Below are 24,173 nucleotides of genomic sequence, written 5' to 3'. Positions count from 1 at the left end.
GTTTGACCTCTTTTCTTTTATTATTTTTCAAGCAATGTTAGACGTTCATCGATTCCTTCAGCTATTTTAATTAAATGATTAGCCAAATTGATTTCGCTGTAGATCGTCATCAATGTATCTTGAGCATGTGTGAATAACAATGAATGATCAGGTGAGTTTCTTTCTTCTCCCATTTCACTTTGTATTGCTTTAGTTTGTATTTTATGAGCTTCAGTAATATTGGTTTTAGCAACTTTCATTTCTGTTTTAGCTACTTCAAAGTCATTTTTTTCAACTGCAATAAGAGCATTTTTACAATTGACTCTAGCATCTCCGGCGAATAAAATAATTTTCATAGCTTGCTGTGACAGTATATCGTCCATCTATTAAGCCTCCTTCAACAATTGATTTTCTGCTTTCGTTTCTTGGTCGTCATACGCTTTAAAGAATGGATACCAAATAGCTGTAGATAATACAAATATGACAAGCATCAAGATAAGACCTGTGATCGTTCCTGTCGTAAACCAAGTAGCAAATGGAAACGGACAATACCAGAGTTCAAATTGAACTTTAGGAATTGGTGCAAACGGAATTACTTTCGTAAAAATATAAATCACGATTGGTAAAATAATTCCCTGCAGCCACATCGGAATCATCAACAAAGGATTCCAAGCGACAGCTCCAAAAATCACTGGTTCATTGATATTAAAAATCGAAGGGACGATACACGCTTTCCCTAAGGCACTGATTTTTTTTGATCGAGCCCGCATCATCATCAAAACCAAAGGCATTGTACAGCCAATTCCACCGATCCAAAGATAAGCTGAATATAGAGTACTGCTTGTAACTAAATTCAACGTTTCAACAGAAGCCGTGCCATTTTGAACAAGTGCGATATTTTCAGCAATAGCTTTCAATAAGACTGGTTGAACCACGGGTGTTAAAACCCAAGTGGAAATCCCCATCGAATAAAGGAAGCAAATCAAAAACATCATGCCCACAAAACCACCAGGAGATTCCATAAAGCTAGATAAAGGCATAAATATACTTAAAACAATATTATATAAATCCACTTTCATGATCAAAACCACGACCCAGCCAAAGATAACAATGATTCCAATCGGCAGCATAGAATCAAACCAAGCTCTGACAAAATCAGGAATCACTGATTCTTCTTTGAAGAACGTGAACTTTCCTAATGTAACTAATACAAAACCAGCAATCAATCCGGCAACGATTGCAACAAACATTCCGCCTGCACCTAATGCATCATGTCCAAAGCCAACAACACCATCTTTTTCGATTTGTGGTGAAATGATCATCAAAAATAAAACTAACCCACTCATCCCTGCAACGATTCTTTGCTTGCGCAGTCTCTTTTTTTCCATCAAGTTAAACGGAATCAAAAATGCTACAAATAAGGAAATTTTCCCCATCGTCCAGCCGAATGGTATCCAAAAGCTTGGCAAGGCTGGAAAATATTCATTTAAAATCGCTAGCATCGAGAAAATCGATCCTAAGAAAATAAATGGCAATGTCTGCATGATCGAATCTTTGATACTAACGATCCAAGGATTATTATTCACCTTGTTCATTTTAGGCGAGAAACTATTTTCCAACCAAAAAATCAATTTATTCATATTTTCGTCTCCTTTTTAAGCTATTCATTTTCTTTTAGCGAACTTAACAAATGCTCAATAGCAGCGTCTCCATCCAGTGTTGCGTAATACTCTTTTTTCATTAGAATAACTTTTACCGGAAAACCATGAATGATCTCATCAATTTCGTCAATGATATATTCAAGATGAGGTCCAACCATCAACGCATCGATTTCTTCAATATAATTCTCAATTTCAGATTCGCTTCTTGCTACAATACTCATGTCTAATTTTTTTGTTTTGGCTGCCTTACGCATATTCGCTGCCATAAAACCGCTACTGGCTCCCGATCCGCAAACTAGTAATACATTTAATTCACTCATTTTTATCTCCTCCAAATTTTAAAAGTGTAGTAAGTTTGCCTGCTTTCTACACTCCTATCATCTACATTTTGAAACCCTTTATCAAATATGATTTTTTCCTAATCCTACCACTATGGCGGAAACAACTGTACTTGATTTGCTACTTAAAAGAACGAATAATAAGAAATATAAAAAAGTAGAGGAGCGGATATATTGTGTCCTTAAATAAAAAAGAAGCAGCACTGGTAAAATTATTGCTCCAACATCATAACTGGTTATCTGCATCTTTTCTGGCTGGAGCGTTATCTACGTCAACAAGAACGATCCGCAATTACGTAGCTCGAATCAATCAACGTACTCCTTTGGAAATGATTCAATCGTCTAAACAAGGGTATAAGATCGATAGAGGCTTTCGGATCGAAGATTTCATTTCTAAAGATAAACAAGAATTGAATACACCTATCGACCGTATGAATTACTTGATGAATTTATTGATAAAACATAAAAATGTCGACTACTTTGATGTAGCAGAATCATTATTTGTCAGTATTCCAACACTCGAAAAAGACACCCTTCGACTTCGAAAAAAATTGAATAAATACCATTTAAAAATTGTTAAACATGGGCATTGTTTAAGTCTGGAAGGGGATGAGTCAAACTTTAGAAAACTTGCTAGTGATATGTTGCAAGATGAAGCACTAAAAAATTTTCAATCTGTCGATCATCTTCAGACGATCTTCCCGGATATTTCAATCGAGATGATTCAAAAAATCGTGATCGATCGTTTAAGCAATCAGCATCTCTATATAAATGGTTACGCTATTAACAGTTTATTGCTACATATCGCTATCGCCATCAATCGGCTTTTTCATCATCAGCGCTCTGATATGGACCTTATTCCCGAACTTTTCTCTAAAGATCAAATTGAATATCAGCTTGCTATTGCGATTGGAAAAGATATCGATCAAGCTTTTGCTGTTGAAATGGACCTTTATGAAATCAACAATCTGACCCTTTTATTAATGACTAAAATCTCACCCTCAAACGATGCTTTTTTAAAAGATTATATGGAAACCTCTGTTTATACATTTATCTCAAACATGATGGAAACAGTCGCTGAAAAATATTTTATCAGCCATATTTCTGATAAACTCATATTGAATCTAGCCTTACATGTTTCTAATTTGATTTCACGAGCCAAAAGCGGAAAACAAGTCTACAATCCGTTATCAGAAGAAATCAAACAGTCATACGCTTTTATTTACGAAGTCGCTGTTTTTATTGCCAAACAAATTCAAGAACAAATCAATATTCCTATTTCAGATGATGAAATTACGTTTATCGCTCTTCATATCGGCTCATACTTTGAAGAAAAATTTGAGACAGAGAATAAATTAAGTTGTGTGATCTATACTCCAGAATATTATGATATGCATAAACGTTTAGTCTATAAAATTGGCGATACATTCAAATCTAGTTTAAATATTTTAGGAACTTTTTACCGACTAGACTATGAAAGTTTAACTAAAATGAAGAATGCGGATCTAGTTGTATCTACAATCGAAATAAAAGAGTTGACGGGTCTGGTTCAGATTTCTCCGTTTTTATCAGGAAAAGATAGCGAAAAAATCCTGCAAAGGATTCAGCTTGTGAAACAGGAGAAATTATTGAATACACTAAAAGAAAGCGTTCAAACTTACCTCACACCAGAACGGTTTGAACGAAACGTTTATTTAAAATCACCCAATTTGTATATTGAGCATCTAGGTGAGCAATTAGTCAAAAAAAAATATATCAATCCTCACTTTATTGACTTGATCAAAGAGAGGGAAAAAATGTCCGCCACGTCATTCAATAATTCCGTCGCCTTACCACATGCAATTGAGATGAGCGCAAAAAAAACTGGAATCTCTATTATTTTGAACGACCGGCCTGTAAAATGGGGAAATCATTATGTTCAAGTAATCATTATGATCGTTATGAATCAAGATGATATGAAGAAGTTTAGGCAATTATTCGATTTTATGATCGATACATTTTCAAATCAAAAAAAGTTGAATAAACTGTTAGATATGAAAAATTATGAAGAATTTATTGATGGATTATTTGAATAAAAACATAAAATCAGAATATAAAAAAAGTGAGTAGACGATAACTCTTCGAGTCATAGCCTACTCACTTAAAATCCAGAAAAACGATGGGTTCAGAATTAAGCTTCTGTCCCATCCTTTTCTATGAATCTGTCTAATTTTTACCTACAAAAAAGGATACCACAGCTACTAAAATCACAGCGCCGATAATTGAAGGAATCAATGCCATTCCCGCAACTTGAGGTCCCCAACTTCCTAGAAGTGCTTGACCGATCGATGAACCGACAAGACCTGCAATGATGTTGAAGATCCAGCCCATTGACTTTCCTTTACTTGTGATTGCTCCGGCAATTGCTCCGATAACACCACCTACGATTAAAACCCATAACCAATGCATACATGTGACCTCCTTTACAAATAGAATAAATGTTAAAAATGATTACTTTATTATGCTAACAGATTATTTCATTTCTTGCGAAAGAAATACACTTAAATTTTATTTTATATCATTTATTTATCATTTTCATTTCATCTCATCTCATCTGTTAAGTAGACGGTCACATGATTTTTAGTCTTACAATTTTTACAGTAGTAGTATAGATTTATTTCATCATCCGCTAAATTATCATTACAAGTTAATTCAAGTTCGTTTTCCGAAAGGGTCAATTCCCCCAAAGGGATATTTACTCTTTGATGATCTTGTTTATCCGTTCTAGTATTTAATAAAAATTTCCCAGTCATTTGTTTTTGACAATTTTTACATGTTACTTCAACAGTGATTTCTCTTTCCATTGGAAGCTCTCCCCCTTGTTCTTCTAATTAGTATATGTATAATTTTAAACGGCTCTAATCAAAATTTCGATTGATATGCTTTTTATCTGACTTAATCAAAAAAAAAGCTAGAACCCAAAAGGATTCTAGCTTAAAATTTAATCTGAAAAAGATTATTTTACTGTTACTGCAGCGCCAACTTCTTCTAAAGCAGCTTTTAAAGCTTCTGCTTCATCTTTAGAAACGCCTTCTTTAACTGGTGCAGGAGCGCCATCAACTACAGCTTTAGCTTCTTTCAAGCCAAGACCAGTTGCTTCACGAACTGCTTTGATAACTTTAACTTTTTGATCGCCTGCAGAAGTTAATTCTACAGTGAATTCAGTTTGTTCTTCGCCAGCAGCTGCTGGTCCTGCTGCTGCTGCTACTGGAGCTGCTGCAGATACGTCAAATTTTTCTTCAATAGCTTTTACTAAATCGTTTAATTCTAAAATAGTTGCGCCTTCTAATTCTGCAACAATGTTTTCAATGTTCAATGCCATTATGGTTTCCTCCGTTTTAATAATTCATTATTTTTTAGTTTAGTTTGTTACTAGGCTGCAATTATGCAACTTCGTCTTCTTTTTCTGCCACTGCTTTGACAGCGTAAGCCACTTGTCTGACTGGCGCTTGTAATACAGATAATAGCATAGAAAGTAGTCCATCGCGACTTGGAAGTTTTGCTAAAGATGTCATTTCTTCTACTGAAGATACTTTACCTTCAATAACGCCACCTTTGATTTCCAATGCTTTGGCAGTACTTGCGAATTCGTCGATGATTTTAGCAGGTGCTACTACATCTTCGTTACTAAAAGCGATTGCTGTAGGTCCTGTAAATACTTCGTCCAAGCCTTCTAGTCCAGCTTTTTTAGCTGCACGTGAAAGGATAGAGTTTTTGATAACTTTCATTTCAACATTTGCATCACGCAATTGTTTACGTAAGTTAGTCACTTCTTCTACAGTTAAACCACGGTAGTCAACAATGACTACAGAAGCTGCTGCTTGAAACTTAGCTGTTGCTTCTTCGACTAGGGTTTCTTTTTTAGCGATTGCTGCTTCACTCATTTATTTTCACCTCCTGATTATTGATGGAGAAGTTTAGATTGGTTTACAGAATGAAACTTCGCTCACTTTGTTCGCCAAGTATTGTTTTACATCGTTTTTTTTTCAAAAAGGCGTGTAAAACAACAAAACTCCATGCCACCGTTGACATAGAGGGACGTAATTGTATGTATCAACAATTGTCCTCGGTAGGAAATTAAGACTTGCGTCACCTACTGTCTTCGGTACAGTTAATTATTAACCTCAACTACCTTACCATGGGAAAGGTAGTTGAGTCAAGTATAAATTCTAATTCTCTATCTTCATAAATTAGTTTTTCTAATTAAAATGAAGCTTGGTCAACGTGGATTCCAGGTCCAAATGTAGTTGTTACTGAAATGTTTTTGATATATTGACCTTTTGCTGCTGATGGTTTAGCTTTCAACAATACATCGTTGATTGTATTGAAGTTTTCTAGTAATTTTTCATTATCAAATGAAACTTTACCGATTGGTACGTGGATGTTTCCAGCTTTGTCAACACGGTAAGTTACTTTACCAGCTTTTACTTCGTTAACAGCTTTTGTTACGTCCATTGTTACAGTACCAGTTTTAGGGTTAGGCATAAGACCTTTAGGACCTAAGACACGACCTAATTTACCAACTTCAGCCATCATGTCTGGAGTTGCTACTACTACGTCAAAGTCAAACCATCCACCTTGGATTTTTTGAACCATGTCAGCGTCACCTACGTAATCAGCACCAGCTGCTTCAGCTTCTTTTGCTTTGTCGCCTTTAGCAAAAACTAAAACGCTTTGTGTTTTACCAGTTCCGTTAGGTAATACTACCGCACCACGGATTTGTTGGTCTGCTTTTTTAGGATCTACATTTAAACGGTAAGCAACTTCAACAGTTGCGTCGAATTTTGCGATATTTGTATCTTTAGCCAAAGCGATTGCTTCTGCTACAGGGTAAACTTTTGTTGCTTCAACTTTTTTTAATGCATCTTGCATTTTTTTGCTTTTTTTAGCCATTTTGTTTCCTCCTTGATTGTGGTTATAACGGTCGAACCTCCCACGTAGTTCATATCTTTGAATATGAAATAAACTGAGAAGCTACTTCTTTGAGAGACTTAGAATAAAAAAATTATCCTACAGTGATTCCCATGCTTCTTGCAGTTCCTTCAACCATGCGCATAGCCGCTTCAACGTCTGCTGCGTTTAGGTCTGCCATTTTAAGTTCAGCGATTTCTTTCACTTGATCTTTAGTAACATTCGCTACTTTATTTTTGTTTGGCTCACCAGAACCTTTTTCGATTTTTGCAGCTTTTTTAAGTAATACTGCAGCTGGTGGTGTTTTTGTAATAAATGTAAATGAACGGTCTTCATATACAGAAATTACAACTGGAATAATCAAACCAGCTTGATCAGCTGTACGAGCGTTGAATTCTTTTGTGAATCCCATAATGTTGATACCCGCTTGACCTAATGCTGGACCTACTGGTGGAGCTGGTGTTGCTTTACCTGCAGGAATTTGCAATTTAACTAATTTTTCTACTTTTTTTGCCACGAGACATACCTCCTTGAGTCCGTGATGTGGTTAATTGGAGATGAAGATTTCTCCTCCCACGTCATTCTTTGACGAATCAAAGAAAACCTGTATGCAAAAATGCACACTTAATTAGTATACTCTCTCTTTATCATTTTTTCAAGTACTCTGATAAGAAATAGTAGCTCATTCTCTAAAAAGCTAGTTAGATCCTGACTTTAATAAACAAAGCCCAGAGAGATGTACCTCCTCTGGGCTTTGTTTATTGATGACATTTATTGAATATGACCACTATATTTTGCGTACCATTCAATAGAATTAGGTAATTTATAGTATTCTTTTCTAGTGAGAAATCCTGTCTTTCCGCCTTTAGTATGACGAATAATCAGAGGTGGAACCCCACTCGTTTTCGTTTCATGAATCACAAATTCCGGTTCTTTGTTGCCGCTTGCCCAACCAGGAATTTCGATTGATCCTTCTAGATCAATGATATTCCATTTACTCGCTGCCTGTGCTGTTTTTGGTAATCCATATAAGCTTACTAATGTAGCTCCTACAAATAATGTTCCAATTATTTTTTTCATAATAAAGTCTCCTTCTTATTTTTGATTATTTTATTCTAACATATTGTAAATGATTAATCAATTTATTCCATCTAATCACCTGTTATATCTTTTATTATGATTTCACAAAAAAATATTTTTAAGATTAATCATGCTGATGGACTTTTCTGTAGTTTCTTGTATTTAATTGTGATAGACTTTTGTTAGTTTCAAATAAGAAGATAGGTGAAATAAAATAATGGAAAATTTACGTTATAAAAGTGTTTTTGACATCATTGGCCCAGTCATGATCGGACCTAGTAGTTCCCATACTGCTGGCGCTGCTCGAATTGGGAAAATCGTTCGGAGTATTTTTGGTGAACAGCCAGATACTGTAGATATTTACTTATACGAATCATTTGCAAAAACGTATCGTGGGCACGGAACAGATATTGCGTTAGTCGGTGGATTATTGAATATGGAACCTGATGACGAGCGTCTTGCTGATTCTTTAAAAATTGCGCATGAGCGGGAAATGGAAGTTTTATTCGTTCCGTTAAAAGAAAAAGCTGAACACCCGAATTCCGTCAAATTACTTGTCTCTAAAGGTGATCGAAAACTTTCTGTCACAGGAATCTCGATTGGCGGCGGTAATATTCAAATTTCAGAACTTAATGGCTTTAAAATTTCTCTAACAATGGGGACACCAACGTTTATTATTGTCCATCAAGATGTGCCTGGTATGATTGCTCAAGTAACTAATCTACTGTCTGATACAAATATCAACATTGGAACAATGACGGTCACACGTGAATCAAAAGACGAAAAAGCCATTATGATCATTGAAATCGATCATGCTGACATTGGGGATATTACGATGAAGTTAGTTCAAATCCCGCACATTTATAGTGTAAATTATTTTGATTAATTTAAATTAAAGGAGCAAACTTTTTATGTTTCTATCTATAGAAGAATTAGTGAATCAGGCTGCAGATTTCCCATCCGTTGCTGAATTGATGATTGCAACGGAGATAGAGAACCACGGTCATAGCCGTGAACGAATCATTGAAACAATGGAACGTAATCTTGCTGTGATGAAACAATCTATCGAAGAAGGTGTGGATGGTGTAACATCAGTAACTGGAATTACTGGTGGTGATGCAACTCGCCTAAACGAATATATTCAATCTGGAAATTTTTTAAGTGGTGAAACCATTTTAACAGCAGTCAGAAATGCTGTTGCAGTCAATGAAGTCAACGCGAATATGGGCTTGATTTGTGCTACACCAACTGCCGGAAGTGCTGGTGTTGTACCTGGTGTTTTAATGGCTGCCATCGAAAAATTACAGTTGTCGCATGAACAACAGTTAGATTTCTTATTTACTGCTGGTGCTTTTGGTTTAGTAATCGCTAATAATTCATCGATCAGTGGTGCTGAAGGTGGTTGTCAGGCCGAAGTTGGTTCAGCGAGCGCAATGGCCAGTGCCGCTTTAGTATGTGCCGCTGGCGGCTCAGCTGATCAAGCCGCACAAGCAATTGCCATTACTTTAAAAAATATGATGGGCTTGATTTGTGATCCTGTCGCAGGTCTGGTAGAAGTACCTTGCGTGAAACGTAACGCTCTAGGTTCTTCCCAAGCTTTTATATCTGCTGATATGGCCTTAGCTGGCATTCGCAGCGTAATTCCGCCAGATGAAGTAGTTGCCGCGATGTATCAAGTTGGTCGGCAAATGCCACAGATATTTAAAGAAACTGCTGAAGGTGGGCTTGCAGTAACACCAACTGCCCAACGCTTAGCAAAAGAAATTCTGGATAACCAAACAGATAAACCAAATAACGGTTAAATAAAAGGTAGCAGTCAAAACAAGTTGAGTTTGACTACTACCTTTTTTATTAATCCATTTTTGGTTGTAATCGTGTCGTCACACCAATACGATTATAAATGTTGATCGTTCCCACTAATACAAGTAACTCTCCGATTTCCTTTTCACTGTAATGTTTTTGCAATTCATGATAGGTTTCATCACTTACTCCACCTTGTTGGATCAACGTGACTTCCTTTGTAAATGCGAGTACTGCACGTTCTTCTAGCGTATAAAAAGATGCTTCTTCCCAGGCAGTTAATCCAATGATTCTTTGTAGTTTTTCACCTTTAGCTAAAGCATCTTTTGAGTGCTTATCGATACAAAAGACACAGCCATTTAATTGAGAAGCATAGATTTTGATCAATTCTTGTACTTTTTCATTAATACTACTGGATTTGCCGATTTGATCCAGTTCTGCAATTTTTTGATATGCTGTCTTGTTTTCTTTTGGTAATAAGAATCTTGTGCTAGTCATTATAATATCCCCTTTGATTATTATTTGTTGTTACACTTATTAAGACCAGCGAACCTAATAAAACGTGACAGCTTTTAAGAAATATTTTTTAATTTATCTGGATTATTAATCATAAAAATATGTTGAACCTTGTTTTTTTCTAGATTTAGTCCTAAAAATAAAATACTTTTCAGTTGATTTTTCTCTTTAATAACCAAGCACGGTTGCTGATAAATTTCAGTTACAAAACGTTCATCTCCAAAAAAGTCGTGTGGCATAACTCCTTTTAAAAAAGTAAAAATCCGAGTTGATTTCACCAGTGTTCTAAGTGGTGCACGACGTTTTTGCCCTCCATCGATCGACATTTTTGCTTCGGTCGTTAGATAACTTAGTAATGGAGTTAGATCCCCTTTTTCTATACTTGCATTAAACAAATCGATAAATCGTTGATTTTCTGAATTACTAGATCTATCAACCGAAATATTGGCTTCTTTAATCGTTTTTTTTGATCGACTCAATAATTTCCGAGAATTTTCAGGGCTTATATCCAGTAACTGACTGATTTCTTGGTGAGAATAATCAAAAATATCTTTCAGCAAAAAAACAACGCGTTCTTGCGGATTTAAGGATTCCATAACGACTAGTAAAGCATATGTAATTTTTTCTTTTCCAATTATTGGCTCTTCAACATACTCTATTTCTGGCTCTGGAATCCATGGTCCATAATAGTCTACACGTTGAACTCGTGCAGAATTCAAATAGTTGATCGAACGATTCACAACAAGCTTTGATAAAAAGGCTTTGGGATTATCGATTGAATCAATTGGTTGCTCTAACCATTTCAACTGAACCTCTTGTAAAATATCTTCTGCTTCTTCTCGTGAATGACAGATTCTATATGCAATCGAGTATAATAACGATTTAAAGTTGTTAAAAATTAAAATAGCTTCTTCCATGATTTATCCTCATTTCTACTCATCACTTACTAACACAGCCCATTAAAAACTCATTATAATTGCTATTACAGTCTGATACAATGCCGAAACGATTTTTAGACTTTGTTTTCGTCAAAAAACACTGTTATTCATTTGATATAATGAATAACAGTGTCCATTTTATTTCAATAATTAAAACGCCTCTATCTCAGCCAAAGTCGGCATGCCTGTCTGCGCCCCGAGTTTGGTAATGGATAGTGTAGCTCCTTTTCCAGAAAGCTTGATTGCTTCTGAGGTCGACATTCCTTTAGCCAAACAAGCAGCTAAAATCCCATTAAACGTATCCCCCGCACCCGTTGTGTCCACAATCGTCACTTTTTCAGCAGGGACAGTCACAACCTCATTTTTAGTTGTATAAGAAATGCCTTCCCCTCCTCTAGTCACGATCAGCTGAGTATCATTGGCTTTTGACCAAGTCAACATCTCTTGTTCAAATTGATCCGCATCTGGAATTCTGTGTCCTAATAGACCTTCAAATTCTGTTTCATTTGGCGTAATGATATCCACAAACGGCAGCATATCTGTGACCTGATCGTTATACGGCGCTGGATTTAAAATAGTGATAGCACCTTTGCTCTTAGCAAGTTGCAACCCTTTTTTCACAGTATCAACTGGTATCTCTAACTGTGTCAAAAGAACATCTTTGGCCGTTATTCTTTCGTTTAATTCACTATCGATATTCGTCAACAACATGTTTGCACCAGGTAAAACTACGATTGCATTATCTTCTTTTAGTTTAAAAATAGACGCAACACCTGTAAAAATATTTTTTTCAGATATGACAGCACTCACATCGATGTGTTCATTTTCTAAGTGCTTATAAACCTTAGAACCGAATGTATCATCGCCGATTTTTCCAATTAAAGAAACCTCAGCACCCACTCTGGAAGCAGCAACAGCTTGATTAGCGCCTTTACCCCCAACGTAATAATCAATCGTCTCTCCTAATAGTGTTTCTCCAATTTTGGGTAGTCGGTCTGTTTCCATGACCATATCCATATTGATACTTCCTAAAACTATTACTTTGTTCATCGCGGACTCTCCTTACTTATATTTTCTTCAAATACTTATAGAAAGAACCCAGATGCTCTCTTTCAATTTCAGTGTACTCTGAAATTTTTTCAAAACCATGCTTCTTAAAAAAATGCTGCATGCTGCGATTGGAATGATTTGTACTTGAATAAATATGCTTTCCATTTTTTTCTTTTACTCTATTTATTATATCATTTAGTAAACTCGATGCATAACCATTAGATATATAATCTGGATTCGTTGCGATACGTCTTAAACTATAGATATTTTGATCTAACTTATCTACAGTAGCTACCGCAACAATGTGATGCTCTTCAACTAATTTGTATAAAGATCGCTCATAAATATCATGCTGAACGATGTGTTCATTCGGATAAAACTTGGTCCATTGATGCACATTCGTTTGATCCATATATTTTTTTGCTGATTCAAACAAATCGTTGATTTCTTTGAAGTCTTTTAGTTCTGCTAACGTTATTTCCATTTATACTCATCTCCGCAAAAGGTCAGCTCCTTAGATTAATAAGGAAGTAAAAGAATCGATAATACAACGACGCAAATAATCCCTACAATCGTCGGAACACTTGTCCGTTTTAAAATACGAACTGGGCTTACACCAACAGTTGATGCAACGATCATCACAACTGCGGCTACTGGTGAAATCGTTCTTGCTAAGTTTGCAATCATTTGCATTGGTAATGAAATCAAAATGCCATCAATTCCAGCTTTAGAGGCAATATCTGGAATCAATTCGATCACTGCATAAAACATAGCCAACCCACCACCACTTAGAATACCAAATAAAGTAGTAGCACCACTGAAAATCAATGTTGTAACTAATCCAGCTGATGCCGAAGATTCAACAGATGCCATTAAATTATCAATAATTCCTAGCGATTGAACTGCCGTCGTAAACAAAGAACCCCCAACAACCAGCATGACAACTTGGCTAAATCCTTGGCCCATCCCTTTAAACATTTCTGCTGCAGAATCTTGAATTTTTTTATACGATCTATGTCTGATTGTTTCAAACGCTACAGCTATAAAAAATGAAATGAATGTCAAAACAAATATATCCATTTGAATCCCTTTTACAAACATACTTGTGATTCCAACGACTAAAATCAAAATCAACGGTAATAATGGTAACAGCGCATAAATTTTCGGTGTATCAAACTCTTCTTGCTTCGCGAGTCCATCATTTTCGATTGCAACAAAAGCAGCAGCGCCTTCTTTTTTATCACAATATTTTTGCCAAAAATAATGTACAACCGCCATAATCAGCAAAGTAGGAATTGAAATTTTAGCATTCCATGCAACATACGTCAGCAAATCATAATCTAATGTTTGAGCTGCAATAACATTATCAGCTCCGAGTGGTGTTGGCATAATTGTCGCAGTCATAGCGATTACACCTGCTGCAGTCAAAGAAGAAATGCCCATACTTGCTAACATCGGATATAAAATCGCCATCAAAATAATTGCTAAACTAGAAGCACTTGGCACAACCAAAGACATTAAATTACCAACTAAGAAAACAAGTGGCACGAATAATGCTTTTGATTTTATTTTTTGTAGCGGTTTCACTAAAATATTCACGGCTACTTGATTAGCTCCAATTACGTTCATATAGCCTGAATAACCAAATAAAATCATGATCACGATTCCCGCTGAACTAACTTGGGCGATGATCGTATCTTTAAATTTCAAGAAAATATCAAAGAATGCTAAACCTGTTCCTTCATCAGCTGGATACAGTGGATGCCCCAATAAAACAGCGAACAATAACAAAATCAATGCCCCACTGATCAAACTTAGAGCAGGATGATAATTCTTAATGATCAAATAAGCAACAAGAGCTAAAACAACTAACACTAACAATGACTCAATCATAGTATGACTCCTTTTTTAATTTATTTTTTCTAAATTTGATACTACCCATTTTTGGAATGCTGGAATATCGATATCTAAACACGCCGTTGCATTCGTTGAATCATGGTACTTCATTTTTAAATCTGCCACTGTTGCCCCTGCGGCTGGACCGTCTAAAGCGATTTCAATAAAGGTTTCTTGAACTGTGAACAGATCTGGATCAGTTAAGTAGGCAATGGCACAAACATCGTGCATTTTTAATCCCGTCTGTAAACTACCACCACGATAATGTTGGAATAATGAGTAAAACATATTGCCCACTTTCCCAAAAGCTTTGATTTTTTCTGTTTCATTTTTTGTCAATACAGCTGTACTAGTTACATCTAAACCAACCATTACGATGGGAATACCTGATTGGAAAACGATTTGTGCGGCATGCGGATCAACATAGGTGTTGAATTCTGCACTCGTATTGGTATTTCCTCTTGATAGCGAACCACCCATCATCACGATTTCTTTGATATTTTGTTTTGTTTCTGGATACATACTTAAAAGCAACGCAATATTTGTTAAAGCTGCAATTGGAACTAACGTGATTGGTTCTGAGCTGGAAAGGATGCAGTCTTTCATTGCTTCTACAGCATGAATATCCAGAGCTTTGGCCGTGGCTTTAGGAAAATCATATCCATCCATTCCACTTTCTCCGTGAATTTCTGCCGAATCTTCTAGCTGGATCAACAATGGTTTATCACAGCCTTTCGCAACAGGGACTTGTTTTTCGAAAAACGATACTAGTTTTAATGTGTTTTCAGTCGTTTTGTGTACGTTTACATTTCCAGCAACAGTTGTTAATAGTTTGACATCTAATTCTGGATGATTAAGGGCGATCGATAAAGCTACTGCGTCGTCAATTCCTGGGTCTGTGTCAATGATGATCGGTCTTTTTTCTTTTATCATAAATCCTTCCTCCTTCTTAGGTTAAGCGCATTACCTAAATGGTATAAAAAAATACCTTTTGAATAATCAAAAAAGCATTTTTTAGATTAACCGCTTAATCTATCTGGTTCTTATGATAGCGTTTTATTTTTGGTTAGTCAATAACTATTTTATTTTTTTGACACTTTTCCCTTTAAATAAGCTTGGCTGCAAAATAATCGTCGTGGCTTTCAGTTGTTTCTTTGTAAGTTTCTTTTTTAAAAGGGAGACTGCTTGTTCTGTTAAGGAAGAAATGTTTTGTTCTACTGTTGCTAAGGAAGTCCCTAGAATATCTGCTATTTCTAAACGGTCGTAGCCAATGACCGAAAGCTCTTCTGGAATCTTCTTTCCACTGTTTAAAGCTTGCTTTAAAACACCAAAAGCTACCATATCATTAGAGGTTATCACGGCTGTGACATCTGTTAATTTGAACAGTTCATTTGCTTTTTCGATTCCACAATTAAAGCGATAACCCGTTTCAATGATGTAGTCTTCTTTTACGTTTATATCATAGCTTTGCAAGGCTTTTCTGTATCCCTTGATTCGCTCAAGTGTACTTGGCACCTTAAAATCTCCTGTCATGAAAGCAATATTTCGATGACCATTTTCCAGAAGATATTCTGTTGAAAGCTTACCGCCTTCTTGACTGTCAAAATAGACTTGATTGACGTCTTTTATGGAAACCTGTCTATCCACTAAAACAAACGGTGCATCGATTTCTTTCAAAAAATCTTCTTGTTCTTTTTTGCACGAAAAAGACTCATTCGACAACGCAATGATCAACCCATCAACACCTCGATTCAACAGCATTTGAATCAGATTTTTTTCCACGGTAAAATCATCATTGGAATTGACGATAATTGTCAAATAGCCCATTGCTCTAAAACGCTCTTCTAATTGTTTACAGAGTTTTGAAAAGAACGGATTCTCAATATCAGGAATGACAACGCCAATTGTTTGAGAAGCTTTTTTGGCGAGGCTTTGAGCTGCGATATTGGGAATGTAATTTAACTCTTTTGCGATGGTTTTTATTTCTTGTTTCTTTTTTTCGGAGATTCTGGAAGGTTTATCATTTAAAACTAAAGAAACCGCAGCTTCAGATACATTGGCCATTTTTGCAATATCTTTCATTCTGATTTTCATGGCTTTCTCCTTTATTGATACAATTGTTTTTTATTGTTTCCATAAAAAATCTGCAACAAGTTGATCTACTTCTGTATTTTCGTGTAGCTGGCTGTGTTGGGCTGATTTCCCGTAAAAGACTTGCTCTTTTACATTATTTCCGTGTTTATTAAGCAATGAAACAACACTTAATGCATCAGCGACAGGAACGGCTTCATCACTTAAGCTACCGTCTTTCACATCTCCTGCGATGATCATCACGTTCAAATCTTTAGGTACTCTTTCAATTCCATTGACATAATCAGCATAACGTTCACTTTGAATTGTGGGTCCATTGTTGATAACATCCTCTAGTGTTTCGCCGTTAGACAATTCCACAAAATTATTGAATGGTGCTGCTATACCAATAAATTTTTTGACCTTAGGTAAATTTTCATTATCGCCATAAGTCGTTAAATAACGTAAAGAACTAGCACCGCCCATGGAATGCCCTACTAGATTTACTTCTGTAACACTATAATGCTCCTGTATATAGGTCAAACAATTTTTGATCCACTCTGCCTGATTCCATTCATTATTTTTGTTATCTTTAAAAAGAACTTGGATACTAGGATTATTTTTCTTCCCGGACAAATTGCCTTTTGCTTGTACTTCTCCTTCAGGGCTAACGGTTAAAATCAACTCTTTCTTGGTCTGATCGCTTGCTTCCATTCGTTTGATCATTCTTCCAAAAGACCCACTACCTCCGCTATATCCATGAATGAACAATGTAGGAATTGTTGATTTTTGGGTTGTTTCACTCGTCGCCGAATTTTTGGTAACTGGTTGATTTTCGTCTTTAGCTGTTTTCTTACTGATGCAGCCAGTAAAAAGTAGTAAAAGACAGCTAGCTACTAATAAATAATACTTCTTCTTTTTCATTTTATCACCTTTTCAGTTATGACTATAGTAAGAAGAGAGCAGGACAAAACTATACTTAGTTTTGCTCCACTCTCTCTATGCCAAAACAAATATGTCTCAGCTCTTTAGTTATTTAAATTGAATCTACTTGTTCAAAGTCTAGCTCAGTACTTGTTTCACGACCAAACATGTCGATATTCACTTTTAGTTTTTGACGTTCTTCATCAACTTCTGTAACTTCACCTTCAAGACCAGAAAAAGCACCTTCGATGATACGAACAGTATCGCCTAATGCAACATCTAAATCAGATTGACGTGTGCTCATGCCAATTGAACGCAAAATGTGATTGATTTCTTCTTGTAATAATGGCGCTGGCTTGCTTCCGGCACCATGTGAACCAACAAATCCAGTAACGCCTGGTGTATTACGTACGACATACCAAGAATCATCTGTCATTGTCATTTCCACTAAGACATATCCAGGGAATGTTTTATGAACGATCTCTTTTGATTTGCCATTTTTTACTTCTGTTTCTGTTTCTTCTGGAACAACTACACGGAAAATGAAATCTCCCATGCCCATGCTTTGTGCACGTGATTCAATGTTTGCTTTTACTTTGTTTTCGTAACCTGAGTATGTATGTAATACATACCAATTCTTTTCAAATGATTCCATTTCTGATTCGGCTCCTTTTGGTTTAATAGTTGGTAGAACAATAAATTAAAAGTAACAAGCAATTTCTTGTAACTCATCTTCTTTTTTTCATGTGAAAATAAAAAAACCTCAGTTCCCCGAAGTTTTTCCTCACTTGCTATTATAGCACTATTTGTGCTGAAATACTAGTTTGAATTATTTAAGAATCAACGCAAAAGCTTTTTGGATCACTGTATCCATTACAAAGAATAACGCCGCAAAAATAATTGATGTTTCGATAACAACCAACGTATCTTTTCGTAATTGTTTTTTTGATGGCCAAGTAACTTGCTTCATCTCATCTTTAACACTACGTAAAAATTTCATTTGAACTCCTCCATTTTCTATTTCGTCTCTTTATGTAACGTGTATTTTTGACAGTATTTACAGAATTTTTTGATTTCTAACCGCTCTCCACGTTTTCCTTCACTGACGGCTTTAGAATAGTTTCTGGAGCCACAATCTGAACAAGCAAGTGCTGATTTTTTTGTTGCCATTGTTCAACCTCCTCTATTCACAAATTTACTCAATAACATTATCATTCTTTCAGCAAAATGTCAATGGATACTCAATAAACTATGGTTTTCTTTCAAATTATGTTATCATTAGCTTGTCAGATGAATTTAACCTACGGGGGGTCAAAATATGTTATTAAAATCCGTTGTTATCAAAAAGAAAAATCTTACAACAGTCAATGAATCTTGCACTTTAGAAGAGGCTTTGAAAATCCTTGAAGATTCAGGTTATCGTTGTGTACCGATCTTAGATGAGTCGGAAAAGATTTTTAGAGGAAATATTTATAAAATGCACATCTACCGCCACAAAGCAAATGGTGGAGACATGAATTTACCAGTTACTTATTTATTAAAAAACGCGACAAAATTTATTTTCGTCAACACATCATTCTTCAAAGTATTCTTTACGATCAAAGAATTGCCTTACATCGCAGTGTTGGATGAGAATAACTATTTTTATGGCATTTTAACGCATAGTACGTTATTGAATATCCTTGCTCAGTCTTGGAATATTCAACGTGGTAGTTATGTTTTGACAATTGCTACAACGGGTAAACAAGGAGATCTAGCCGCTATGACGAAGATTATTGCTAAACATAGCAGTATTGCCAGCTGCATTACGCTGGATATCGGTGAAGATGAATTTATCCGTCGTACCTTAATCACTTTACCTGCTGAAACAACTGAAGAAACTTGTGCAGTGATTGTTGAGAATTTAGAGCGTAAAAATCTTAAAGTCGTTGAGATCGAAGATTTACAAGCGAATGCTGAATAAAATATTAAAAAAAGAAGCCCTTCAATTGAAAGGCTTCTTTTTTTAACGCTCTTCACCAATAATCCGGACTTCTGTCTCCAATACAACATCAAATTTTTCTTTGATCACTTGCTGGATATGAGCAATCAATTCTACATAATCTGTCGCTGTAGCCTGATCGATATTCACGATAAAACCAGCATGTTTTTCTGAAATTTGAGCGCCGCCCCATTTCAATCCTTGCAAGCCAGCATCTTGAATCAGTTTGCCAGTAAAATGTCCTTCTGGTCGTTTAAAGACGCTACCACAAGATGGATATTCTAATGGTTGTTTTGACTCTCTAAGTTCAGTTAACTCAGCCATTTGACTCTTGATTACGCTATTTTCTCCTTTTTCTAAAGAAAATGTTGCTTCTAACACAATACAATGCCTCTCTTGAATCCCGCTGTGACGATAAGAAAAATCCATCTCTTCATTTGTAAAGGTCTGGATCGTTCCATCATCCAACAATACATCAGCACTGGTGAAAACATCTTTGATCTCGCCACCGTAAGCACCCGCATTCATATAAACAGCTCCACCGATGCTGCCTGGAATACCGCACGCAAATTCAAAACCTGTTAAATCATGCTCTAAGGCAACGTAGGTTGTATCGATCAATTTTGCGCCTGCCTCCACAATGATCTGATTTTTAGAAACCGTGATTTGCTTCATATTTTCCAACATGATCACCATTCCTCGAATACCGCCATCTCGTACAATTAAATTACTGGCATTGCCTAAAACAAGCCAAGGGATTTCATGATTTCTGCAGTATTCCACTAAAGTAACCACTTCAGCTTTAGATTTTGGAAAAGCCAAAACATCTACAGGTCCGCCCGTTTTAGTAAAAGTAAAATTCATCAAAGGTTCATCAAAAAGCAAAGTTATATCCGTTAATTCATTCATCATTTCAATTTTATTCATCGAAAGTCGTTCCTTTCTTTCAAACATCCTATTTATTCTAGCATGCCTAGGGGAAACTTTCTAGTCTGAGTCTATAAAATATGTTCTTGATGTTTATGTAACATCTGTGCACATAATTCATGACTAGTGAAAACTTTTTCTTGTTTTAAATGCGTACCGTCATTTGTCTGAACGGCTTTAATAAATGTTTCTACCATTTGCTGGAAGCCGCGTTTTTCTAAAGTTGTTGACCAATCACCAAAGCTTTTTTGCTGAGTTGATTGTTGACTTTTGATTGTTAAGTCCGTTAGATTCTCTAAAACCAAAGTTCCCTCTGGACTAGTCAGCTGATACGTTTCAGTATTTGCCCCAGCGTAAAGATTCATTGAAGCGATTGCTGTTGTGGTTTCCGTCTCTACTTGAAGAATTGCTCTTTTCAGGAGATTGTTTTCCTCGATGATTTTTGTTTGAACTTGTCGAATGTCATCATCAAGCAGGTAAACAAGTATGTCTGCTACATGTAAAAATAAATCGTAGATTACAAAATTAGCGGTAGACTCTGAAGCCACTCGATTTTTTTGGATCAACAGCATATTTTTATTTTCAACTGCTTTTAATTCTTCTACAAAGGGGGCAAAGCGACGGTTAAAGCCTACCATCAACAGAAGATTTTTTTCAGCTGCTAGCGTTTGGATTTCTTTAACTTCTGATAGATTTTCGCTTAAAGGTTTGTCGACGAAAACGTGGATGCCTGCTTCTAATAGTTGTTTTACAAGTTGACCATGAACGTTGGTTGCAGCATGGACGAAACAGGCAGATATGCCAGTTTCAATCAACTCCTCTGTAGAGGTAACCATTTCGTTGAAGCCATATTTTTCACTGATTTCTTTTCGAGTTTGTTCATTTCTAGTGGATAATACAAAAGTTGCCTGGTCTCTTAGTTGAGAGTATACAGGTAGATACGCTTTTTGTGCGATATTGCCTAAACCGATGATTCCGATTTTCATAAAAATCCTCCTAGTTCGATATATAATATTTTATCCATTTTTTTTACCGACTATCTTCTTTTGGATTAATTGGTTTGATATCTTTTTGACCAAAAATAAAATAGCTGCTACTGCTAAAATGATTGGGCTTAAATTTAGTGGGAAAAACAACATCATAAACACTCCAACTGCAAATGGCGACTTTATGATTGCAATTGCAATACTCGTACTCACGATTGCAACAATCAATAAGCGATCCGTTTGAGGAAATAATTGTGATACAGCAAATCCTTGAATGATCGCAGAAAATACAATCGGAAAGATATCACCACCAACCCATCCTGTGTTCAAACAAATTTGTAAAAACAATAATTTGATCAAGGCAATCATCGTCAATACTAAAAATGAAGCTTGGCTTCCAACAAATGGAGCAAGTGAAAGGGATAACTGTCCTGAAAAAAGTAAGTTAGGCAAAAAAATACCTATCAAAAAGATTGCGATAGATCCTATCAACGCTTTACGAGTGGGAAATTCTTGCCAAACATCTAGTCGTTTCTCTAAAAATTTAGTAAAAAGACTATAACATTTTCCAACTATTGCCCCGAATATAATCAGTGGCAGAGCTATCCACAGATCTCTCCATATCCAATTAGATTCACCCATTTTAGAAACAAAAGATGGTTGTCCTGTCAGTTTCATCAATAGAACAAAAGTGATTAAACCGTTAATAATAAACAGTAGATAAAAAAACTTTTTTCTCGACTTCTGGTGTCCTTTCACAGCTTTATTTTCATCATACGTCAACAAATAGCTTTTAGGGTTTAACAAACGTGCGGAACGCTCTTGTATTGATAAACCTCTCAACTCTTTATAGTTAAAATAATAATAACGTAGTTTATCTGCCTGCCAAACGGATAAATAAATAACGGCACTTAGCAGTCCTGCTTCAGGTCCCACACCTGCACCAAAGATCAATACGATCAGCGCAATCAACAAACTACGGAAAACACTACTATGATCTAATGTTTTTGTTTGCTTTAATTCTGTCACTGAATCATGAACTGTATGAGGTAAATTCCCCCACCTTGCTCGAAAAAATCCCAGTAAGATCCCACCAGTTAAAGTAATGCCTAAAATATATAACACTCGCCAGCGGTTGCCAGGTGAAACTAAATTCCAAAGTAATTCGGAACCTATTCCTTCTAGTCTTAAAAATATAAAAGATATAACACCGATAACGCTACTTAGTATAATCCCATAAATTAATAACCCTATCTCTTTTGTATTCAATTTGATAGATCCTTTCAGTTCAGAATAATTAGATAGTTGTCCACTACTTCGCCTATAACTTTATCACAAATCCAAATACCTGGATACAAAAATGATACGCCTAAATTTGAATCAAAAAATTGACACATAATACCAAAATTCAGATTATGTATGTTAAACTATTCTAAAGTCTTGCTTACAAGAATCAATAAATGATATCAATTTTGAAAGAGGTCCTCAAAATGAAATGTATTTCATGGAATGTCAACGGTCTGCGTGCTGTTGTTAAAAAGAACTTTATGGAAGTTTTCAATGAATTAGATGCCGATTTTTTCTGCTTACAAGAAACAAAACTGCAAGAAGGGCAAATCGATTTAGACTTACCTGGCTACTACCAATACTGGAATTACGCTGAGAAAAAAGGCTATTCTGGTACTGCGATTTTTGCCAAAGAAGAAGCTTTAAGCGTTCGTTATGGCATGGGACTTGAAGAACATGACCAAGAAGGTCGTTTGATCACTTTGGAATATCCAAACTTTTTCATGATTACTTGTTACACACCAAATTCACAAAATGAGTTGAAGCGATTAGATTACCGAATGACGTGGGAAGATGCTTTTCGTGAATATTTGAATGAACTAAGTAAAGAAAAACCAGTTATCCTTTGTGGCGATTTAAATGTTGCACATCAAAATATCGATTTAAAAAATTGGAAAACCAATCAAAAAAATGCTGGCTTTACACCAGAAGAGCGGGCAAAATTCACTGATTTACTCGATAGTGGCTTTATAGATACCTATCGCCATTTCTATCCTGATCAAGAAGGCGTTTATTCTTGGTGGAGCTATCGTTTTAATGCTCGGAAAAATAACGCTGGGTGGAGAATCGATTATTTTGTCGTTTCAGATGACTTGAAAGACGCTTTGACGAGTGCGAAGATCCACACAGAAATTACTGGAAGTGATCATTGTCCAGTTGAAGTTGACTTGACTATTGCTTAGTGATTGTGACATAACTCTTCGAGTCATATCCCAATCACGTGGAATCCAGATAAACGGTGGGAGCAGAAGCAATCTTATCGGAAATAAGCTGATTTTGCACAGTACCTACTTGGTTATCAGGATCAAACACTTCTGTCCCAACCTCTTTTTATTTAGTTTCTGTTAATATTTTTCAATTAGGGTTACTATACGTTACTCATTTTGTTATACTACATGTATGAATTAATTTTGAACTGAAAGGGATAATGAACATGAATTTTTATTCCATAGACTTTGAAACAGCTAGTTATGCTAAGCATAGTGCCTGTTCTGTCGCATTAGTAAAAGTAGAAAACAACAAAATCGTTGATGAATATTATTCCTTGATTAAACCAGAAACAGATTTTTTTTGGAAAAATATTCAAGTTCACGGGATCAAACCAGAAGATGTAGCTGATGCACCTAAATTTCCAGAAGTTTGGAAACAAATTCAAGGCTGCTTTAAAGCCAATAGCTTAGTAGTTGCTCATAATGCTCCTTTTGACTGTGGTGTTTTAGCTGGATGTTTAGATTATTATGGCATCGATCAGCCAAATTACCTTTCGCTATGTACTGTGAAAACCAGTCGTAAGTTATTTCCAGAAATGCCAAATCATAAATTAAACACCGTTTGTGAGAATCTAGATATTCAATTGAATAATCACCACGATGCTTTAGAAGATAGCCGAGCCTGTGCTGAAATTCTATTGTATCAGGAGAAACATTTTGGTGTCGAGCCTTTGAAAAAATTAGTTACAATAAAATAAAGAAAAGCCGAATCAAGAACAAGCTGTTCTTTTGATCCGGCTT

General features: G+C 35.8%; 30 protein-coding genes and 1 other annotated feature. Of the genes, 6 read left to right on the top strand and 24 right to left on the bottom strand.

The genetic code is table 11. The features are described from left to right. Positions 1 to 20: 20 nt before the first annotated feature. From A5821_RS16680 to A5821_RS16670, 3 genes are read right to left on the bottom strand one after another with little or no spacing between them, the layout of a single operon-like run. Positions 21 to 362, bottom strand: coding sequence for a PTS lactose/cellobiose transporter subunit IIA (locus A5821_RS16680; RefSeq protein WP_086312082.1), 342 nt, complete (start codon positions 360 to 362; stop codon positions 21 to 23). Between the two features lie 3 nt (positions 363 to 365). Then, positions 366 to 1,619, bottom strand: coding sequence for a PTS sugar transporter subunit IIC (locus A5821_RS16675; protein WP_086312081.1), 1,254 nt, complete (start codon positions 1,617 to 1,619; stop codon positions 366 to 368). A gap of 20 nt (positions 1,620 to 1,639) precedes the next feature. After that, positions 1,640 to 1,960 carry a PTS sugar transporter subunit IIB gene (locus A5821_RS16670; protein ID WP_086312080.1) on the bottom strand — a complete coding sequence of 107 codons (321 nt, stop codon included), beginning with the start codon at positions 1,958 to 1,960 and terminating at the stop codon, positions 1,640 to 1,642. 194 nt (positions 1,961 to 2,154) lie between these two features. Between A5821_RS16670 and A5821_RS16665 the strand changes: the two genes are divergently transcribed. Further along, the gene (locus A5821_RS16665) at positions 2,155 to 4,053 is read left to right on the top strand and encodes a BglG family transcription antiterminator (protein ID WP_086312079.1); all 1,899 of its coding nucleotides are present in this window, start codon (positions 2,155 to 2,157) and stop codon (positions 4,051 to 4,053) included. 130 nt (positions 4,054 to 4,183) lie between these two features. Here A5821_RS16665 and A5821_RS16660 read toward each other — a convergent pair whose 3' ends face one another. The 7 genes from A5821_RS16660 to A5821_RS16630 all read right to left on the bottom strand — a co-directional run bounded on the left by A5821_RS16660 (position 4,184) and on the right by A5821_RS16630 (position 8,008). Continuing rightward, positions 4,184 to 4,426: a GlsB/YeaQ/YmgE family stress response membrane protein gene (locus A5821_RS16660; RefSeq protein ID WP_010773250.1), complete on the bottom strand. Its 243-nt coding sequence runs from the start codon at positions 4,424 to 4,426 to the stop codon at positions 4,184 to 4,186. A gap of 131 nt (positions 4,427 to 4,557) precedes the next feature. Then, positions 4,558 to 4,821 carry a hypothetical protein gene (locus A5821_RS16655; protein WP_086312078.1) on the bottom strand — a complete coding sequence of 88 codons (264 nt, stop codon included), beginning with the start codon at positions 4,819 to 4,821 and terminating at the stop codon, positions 4,558 to 4,560. Between the two features lie 152 nt (positions 4,822 to 4,973). After that, positions 4,974 to 5,339, bottom strand: a complete 366-nt coding sequence (rplL, locus tag A5821_RS16650; protein WP_069633962.1) for a 50S ribosomal protein L7/L12 — start codon at positions 5,337 to 5,339, stop codon at positions 4,974 to 4,976. A gap of 61 nt (positions 5,340 to 5,400) precedes the next feature. Then, complete coding sequence (rplJ, locus tag A5821_RS16645; RefSeq protein WP_086312077.1) at positions 5,401 to 5,901, bottom strand: 50S ribosomal protein L10; 501 nt, start codon at positions 5,899 to 5,901, stop codon at positions 5,401 to 5,403. 112 nt (positions 5,902 to 6,013) lie between these two features. Then, positions 6,014 to 6,141, bottom strand: a sequence feature (ribosomal protein L10 leader region). 79 nt (positions 6,142 to 6,220) lie between these two features. Further along, positions 6,221 to 6,910, bottom strand: coding sequence for a 50S ribosomal protein L1 (gene rplA, locus A5821_RS16640; protein WP_025872837.1), 690 nt, complete (start codon positions 6,908 to 6,910; stop codon positions 6,221 to 6,223). A gap of 112 nt (positions 6,911 to 7,022) precedes the next feature. After that, on the bottom strand, positions 7,023 to 7,445 hold the full coding sequence (gene rplK / locus A5821_RS16635) for a 50S ribosomal protein L11 (protein WP_025872839.1): 423 nt from the start codon (positions 7,443 to 7,445) through the stop codon (positions 7,023 to 7,025). Positions 7,446 to 7,699: 254 nt separating this feature from the next. Beyond that, positions 7,700 to 8,008, bottom strand: coding sequence for a hypothetical protein (locus tag A5821_RS16630; RefSeq protein ID WP_086312076.1), 309 nt, complete (start codon positions 8,006 to 8,008; stop codon positions 7,700 to 7,702). A gap of 217 nt (positions 8,009 to 8,225) precedes the next feature. Here A5821_RS16630 and sdaAB point away from each other — a divergent pair, with 217 nt between their 5' ends. Both sdaAB and sdaAA read left to right on the top strand, forming a co-directional pair. Then, entirely contained in the window at positions 8,226 to 8,894 is a 669-nt protein-coding gene (gene sdaAB, locus A5821_RS16625; RefSeq protein ID WP_086312075.1) for an L-serine ammonia-lyase, iron-sulfur-dependent subunit beta, read from the top strand. A gap of 25 nt (positions 8,895 to 8,919) precedes the next feature. Then, entirely contained in the window at positions 8,920 to 9,810 is an 891-nt protein-coding gene (gene sdaAA, locus A5821_RS16620) for an L-serine ammonia-lyase, iron-sulfur-dependent, subunit alpha (RefSeq protein ID WP_086312074.1), read from the top strand. Between the two features lie 49 nt (positions 9,811 to 9,859). Here the strand turns inward: sdaAA and A5821_RS16615 are convergent, their stop codons facing one another. The 11 genes from A5821_RS16615 to rpmG form a co-directional block, all read right to left on the bottom strand. After that, positions 9,860 to 10,306 carry a carboxymuconolactone decarboxylase family protein gene (locus A5821_RS16615; RefSeq protein ID WP_086312073.1) on the bottom strand — a complete coding sequence of 149 codons (447 nt, stop codon included), beginning with the start codon at positions 10,304 to 10,306 and terminating at the stop codon, positions 9,860 to 9,862. 74 nt (positions 10,307 to 10,380) lie between these two features. Then, positions 10,381 to 11,241 (bottom strand): sigma-70 family RNA polymerase sigma factor, encoded by an 861-nt coding sequence (locus A5821_RS16610; RefSeq protein ID WP_086312072.1) that lies wholly within the window; start codon positions 11,239 to 11,241, stop codon positions 10,381 to 10,383. A 171-nt stretch (positions 11,242 to 11,412) separates the two neighbouring features. Beyond that, positions 11,413 to 12,312 (bottom strand): ribokinase, encoded by a 900-nt coding sequence (rbsK, locus tag A5821_RS16605; protein WP_086312071.1) that lies wholly within the window; start codon positions 12,310 to 12,312, stop codon positions 11,413 to 11,415. Positions 12,313 to 12,328: 16 nt separating this feature from the next. After that, positions 12,329 to 12,796, bottom strand: a complete 468-nt coding sequence (locus A5821_RS16600) for a GNAT family N-acetyltransferase (protein WP_086312070.1) — start codon at positions 12,794 to 12,796, stop codon at positions 12,329 to 12,331. A gap of 35 nt (positions 12,797 to 12,831) precedes the next feature. Further along, on the bottom strand, positions 12,832 to 14,205 hold the full coding sequence (gene dcuC / locus A5821_RS16595; protein WP_086312069.1) for a C4-dicarboxylate transporter DcuC: 1,374 nt from the start codon (positions 14,203 to 14,205) through the stop codon (positions 12,832 to 12,834). A 15-nt stretch (positions 14,206 to 14,220) separates the two neighbouring features. Further along, the gene (gene rihC, locus A5821_RS16590; protein ID WP_086312068.1) at positions 14,221 to 15,141 is read right to left on the bottom strand and encodes a ribonucleoside hydrolase RihC; all 921 of its coding nucleotides are present in this window, start codon (positions 15,139 to 15,141) and stop codon (positions 14,221 to 14,223) included. A gap of 144 nt (positions 15,142 to 15,285) precedes the next feature. Next, the gene (locus tag A5821_RS16585) at positions 15,286 to 16,302 is read right to left on the bottom strand and encodes a LacI family DNA-binding transcriptional regulator (protein ID WP_086312067.1); all 1,017 of its coding nucleotides are present in this window, start codon (positions 16,300 to 16,302) and stop codon (positions 15,286 to 15,288) included. Between the two features lie 30 nt (positions 16,303 to 16,332). Beyond that, a complete protein-coding gene (locus A5821_RS16580) occupies positions 16,333 to 17,202 on the bottom strand; it encodes an alpha/beta fold hydrolase (protein WP_086312066.1) in 870 nt (289 codons plus the stop codon). A 112-nt stretch (positions 17,203 to 17,314) separates the two neighbouring features. Further along, positions 17,315 to 17,857 (bottom strand): transcription termination/antitermination protein NusG, encoded by a 543-nt coding sequence (gene nusG, locus A5821_RS16575; protein ID WP_010773265.1) that lies wholly within the window; start codon positions 17,855 to 17,857, stop codon positions 17,315 to 17,317. 174 nt (positions 17,858 to 18,031) lie between these two features. Further along, positions 18,032 to 18,202: a preprotein translocase subunit SecE gene (secE, locus tag A5821_RS16570; protein ID WP_086312065.1), complete on the bottom strand. Its 171-nt coding sequence runs from the start codon at positions 18,200 to 18,202 to the stop codon at positions 18,032 to 18,034. A 17-nt stretch (positions 18,203 to 18,219) separates the two neighbouring features. After that, on the bottom strand, positions 18,220 to 18,372 hold the full coding sequence (gene rpmG / locus A5821_RS16565) for a 50S ribosomal protein L33 (protein WP_010760564.1): 153 nt from the start codon (positions 18,370 to 18,372) through the stop codon (positions 18,220 to 18,222). A 148-nt stretch (positions 18,373 to 18,520) separates the two neighbouring features. Here rpmG and cbpA point away from each other — a divergent pair, with 148 nt between their 5' ends. Then, positions 18,521 to 19,165, top strand: coding sequence for a cyclic di-AMP binding protein CbpA (cbpA, locus tag A5821_RS16560; protein ID WP_010773267.1), 645 nt, complete (start codon positions 18,521 to 18,523; stop codon positions 19,163 to 19,165). Positions 19,166 to 19,207: 42 nt separating this feature from the next. On the opposite strand, the gene murB is transcribed toward cbpA, so the two are convergent. The 3 genes from murB to A5821_RS16545 all read right to left on the bottom strand — a co-directional run bounded on the left by murB (position 19,208) and on the right by A5821_RS16545 (position 22,365). Next, entirely contained in the window at positions 19,208 to 20,110 is a 903-nt protein-coding gene (gene murB, locus A5821_RS16555; RefSeq protein WP_086312064.1) for a UDP-N-acetylmuramate dehydrogenase, read from the bottom strand. Between the two features lie 71 nt (positions 20,111 to 20,181). After that, the gene (locus A5821_RS16550; protein ID WP_086312063.1) at positions 20,182 to 21,096 is read right to left on the bottom strand and encodes a Gfo/Idh/MocA family protein; all 915 of its coding nucleotides are present in this window, start codon (positions 21,094 to 21,096) and stop codon (positions 20,182 to 20,184) included. Positions 21,097 to 21,126: 30 nt separating this feature from the next. Continuing rightward, positions 21,127 to 22,365 (bottom strand): chloride channel protein, encoded by a 1,239-nt coding sequence (locus A5821_RS16545; protein WP_086312062.1) that lies wholly within the window; start codon positions 22,363 to 22,365, stop codon positions 21,127 to 21,129. 221 nt (positions 22,366 to 22,586) lie between these two features. Between A5821_RS16545 and A5821_RS16540 the strand changes: the two genes are divergently transcribed. Next, complete coding sequence (locus A5821_RS16540) at positions 22,587 to 23,345, top strand: exodeoxyribonuclease III (protein ID WP_086312061.1); 759 nt, start codon at positions 22,587 to 22,589, stop codon at positions 23,343 to 23,345. A gap of 251 nt (positions 23,346 to 23,596) precedes the next feature. Then, complete coding sequence (locus tag A5821_RS16535) at positions 23,597 to 24,130, top strand: 3'-5' exonuclease (RefSeq protein WP_086312060.1); 534 nt, start codon at positions 23,597 to 23,599, stop codon at positions 24,128 to 24,130. Positions 24,131 to 24,173: the final 43 nt, after the last annotated feature.

The organism is Enterococcus sp. 7F3_DIV0205 (genome assembly GCF_002141365.2).
GTDB lineage: Bacteria > Bacillota > Bacilli > Lactobacillales > Enterococcaceae > Enterococcus_L > Enterococcus_L palustris.
The sequence above is the reverse complement of the archived record's forward strand: the minus strand, read 5'-3'. Positions and strand labels throughout refer to the sequence as shown.

Coding starts and splice junctions, on each gene's coding strand:
- dcuC (WP_086312069.1), bottom strand. CDS start 14,205: ATGATTGAGTCATTGTTAGTGTTAGTTGTTTTAGCTCTTGTTGCTTAT.
- A5821_RS16630 (WP_086312076.1), bottom strand. CDS start 8,008: ATGAAAAAAATAATTGGAACATTATTTGTAGGAGCTACATTAGTAAGC.
- A5821_RS16580 (WP_086312066.1), bottom strand. CDS start 17,202: ATGAAAAAGAAGAAGTATTATTTATTAGTAGCTAGCTGTCTTTTACTA.
- A5821_RS16670 (WP_086312080.1), bottom strand. CDS start 1,960: ATGAGTGAATTAAATGTATTACTAGTTTGCGGATCGGGAGCCAGTAGC.
- sdaAB (WP_086312075.1), top strand. CDS start 8,226: ATGGAAAATTTACGTTATAAAAGTGTTTTTGACATCATTGGCCCAGTC.
- A5821_RS16660 (WP_010773250.1), bottom strand. CDS start 4,426: ATGCATTGGTTATGGGTTTTAATCGTAGGTGGTGTTATCGGAGCAATT.
- cbpA (WP_010773267.1), top strand. CDS start 18,521: ATGTTATTAAAATCCGTTGTTATCAAAAAGAAAAATCTTACAACAGTC.
- rpmG (WP_010760564.1), bottom strand. CDS start 18,372: ATGGCAACAAAAAAATCAGCACTTGCTTGTTCAGATTGTGGCTCCAGA.
- rihC (WP_086312068.1), bottom strand. CDS start 15,141: ATGATAAAAGAAAAAAGACCGATCATCATTGACACAGACCCAGGAATT.
- secE (WP_086312065.1), bottom strand. CDS start 18,202: ATGAAATTTTTACGTAGTGTTAAAGATGAGATGAAGCAAGTTACTTGG.
- A5821_RS16610 (WP_086312072.1), bottom strand. CDS start 11,241: ATGGAAGAAGCTATTTTAATTTTTAACAACTTTAAATCGTTATTATAC.
- A5821_RS16655 (WP_086312078.1), bottom strand. CDS start 4,821: ATGGAAAGAGAAATCACTGTTGAAGTAACATGTAAAAATTGTCAAAAA.
- murB (WP_086312064.1), bottom strand. CDS start 20,110: ATGAATAAAATTGAAATGATGAATGAATTAACGGATATAACTTTGCTT.
- rplJ (WP_086312077.1), bottom strand. CDS start 5,901: ATGAGTGAAGCAGCAATCGCTAAAAAAGAAACCCTAGTCGAAGAAGCA.
- A5821_RS16540 (WP_086312061.1), top strand. CDS start 22,587: ATGAAATGTATTTCATGGAATGTCAACGGTCTGCGTGCTGTTGTTAAA.
- A5821_RS16615 (WP_086312073.1), bottom strand. CDS start 10,306: ATGACTAGCACAAGATTCTTATTACCAAAAGAAAACAAGACAGCATAT.
- rplL (WP_069633962.1), bottom strand. CDS start 5,339: ATGGCATTGAACATTGAAAACATTGTTGCAGAATTAGAAGGCGCAACT.
- rbsK (WP_086312071.1), bottom strand. CDS start 12,312: ATGAACAAAGTAATAGTTTTAGGAAGTATCAATATGGATATGGTCATG.
- sdaAA (WP_086312074.1), top strand. CDS start 8,920: ATGTTTCTATCTATAGAAGAATTAGTGAATCAGGCTGCAGATTTCCCA.
- rplA (WP_025872837.1), bottom strand. CDS start 6,910: ATGGCTAAAAAAAGCAAAAAAATGCAAGATGCATTAAAAAAAGTTGAA.
- A5821_RS16585 (WP_086312067.1), bottom strand. CDS start 16,302: ATGAAAATCAGAATGAAAGATATTGCAAAAATGGCCAATGTATCTGAA.
- nusG (WP_010773265.1), bottom strand. CDS start 17,857: ATGGAATCATTTGAAAAGAATTGGTATGTATTACATACATACTCAGGT.
- A5821_RS16600 (WP_086312070.1), bottom strand. CDS start 12,796: ATGGAAATAACGTTAGCAGAACTAAAAGACTTCAAAGAAATCAACGAT.
- A5821_RS16680 (WP_086312082.1), bottom strand. CDS start 362: ATGGACGATATACTGTCACAGCAAGCTATGAAAATTATTTTATTCGCC.
- A5821_RS16535 (WP_086312060.1), top strand. CDS start 23,597: ATGAATTTTTATTCCATAGACTTTGAAACAGCTAGTTATGCTAAGCAT.
- A5821_RS16675 (WP_086312081.1), bottom strand. CDS start 1,619: ATGAATAAATTGATTTTTTGGTTGGAAAATAGTTTCTCGCCTAAAATG.
- A5821_RS16550 (WP_086312063.1), bottom strand. CDS start 21,096: ATGAAAATCGGAATCATCGGTTTAGGCAATATCGCACAAAAAGCGTAT.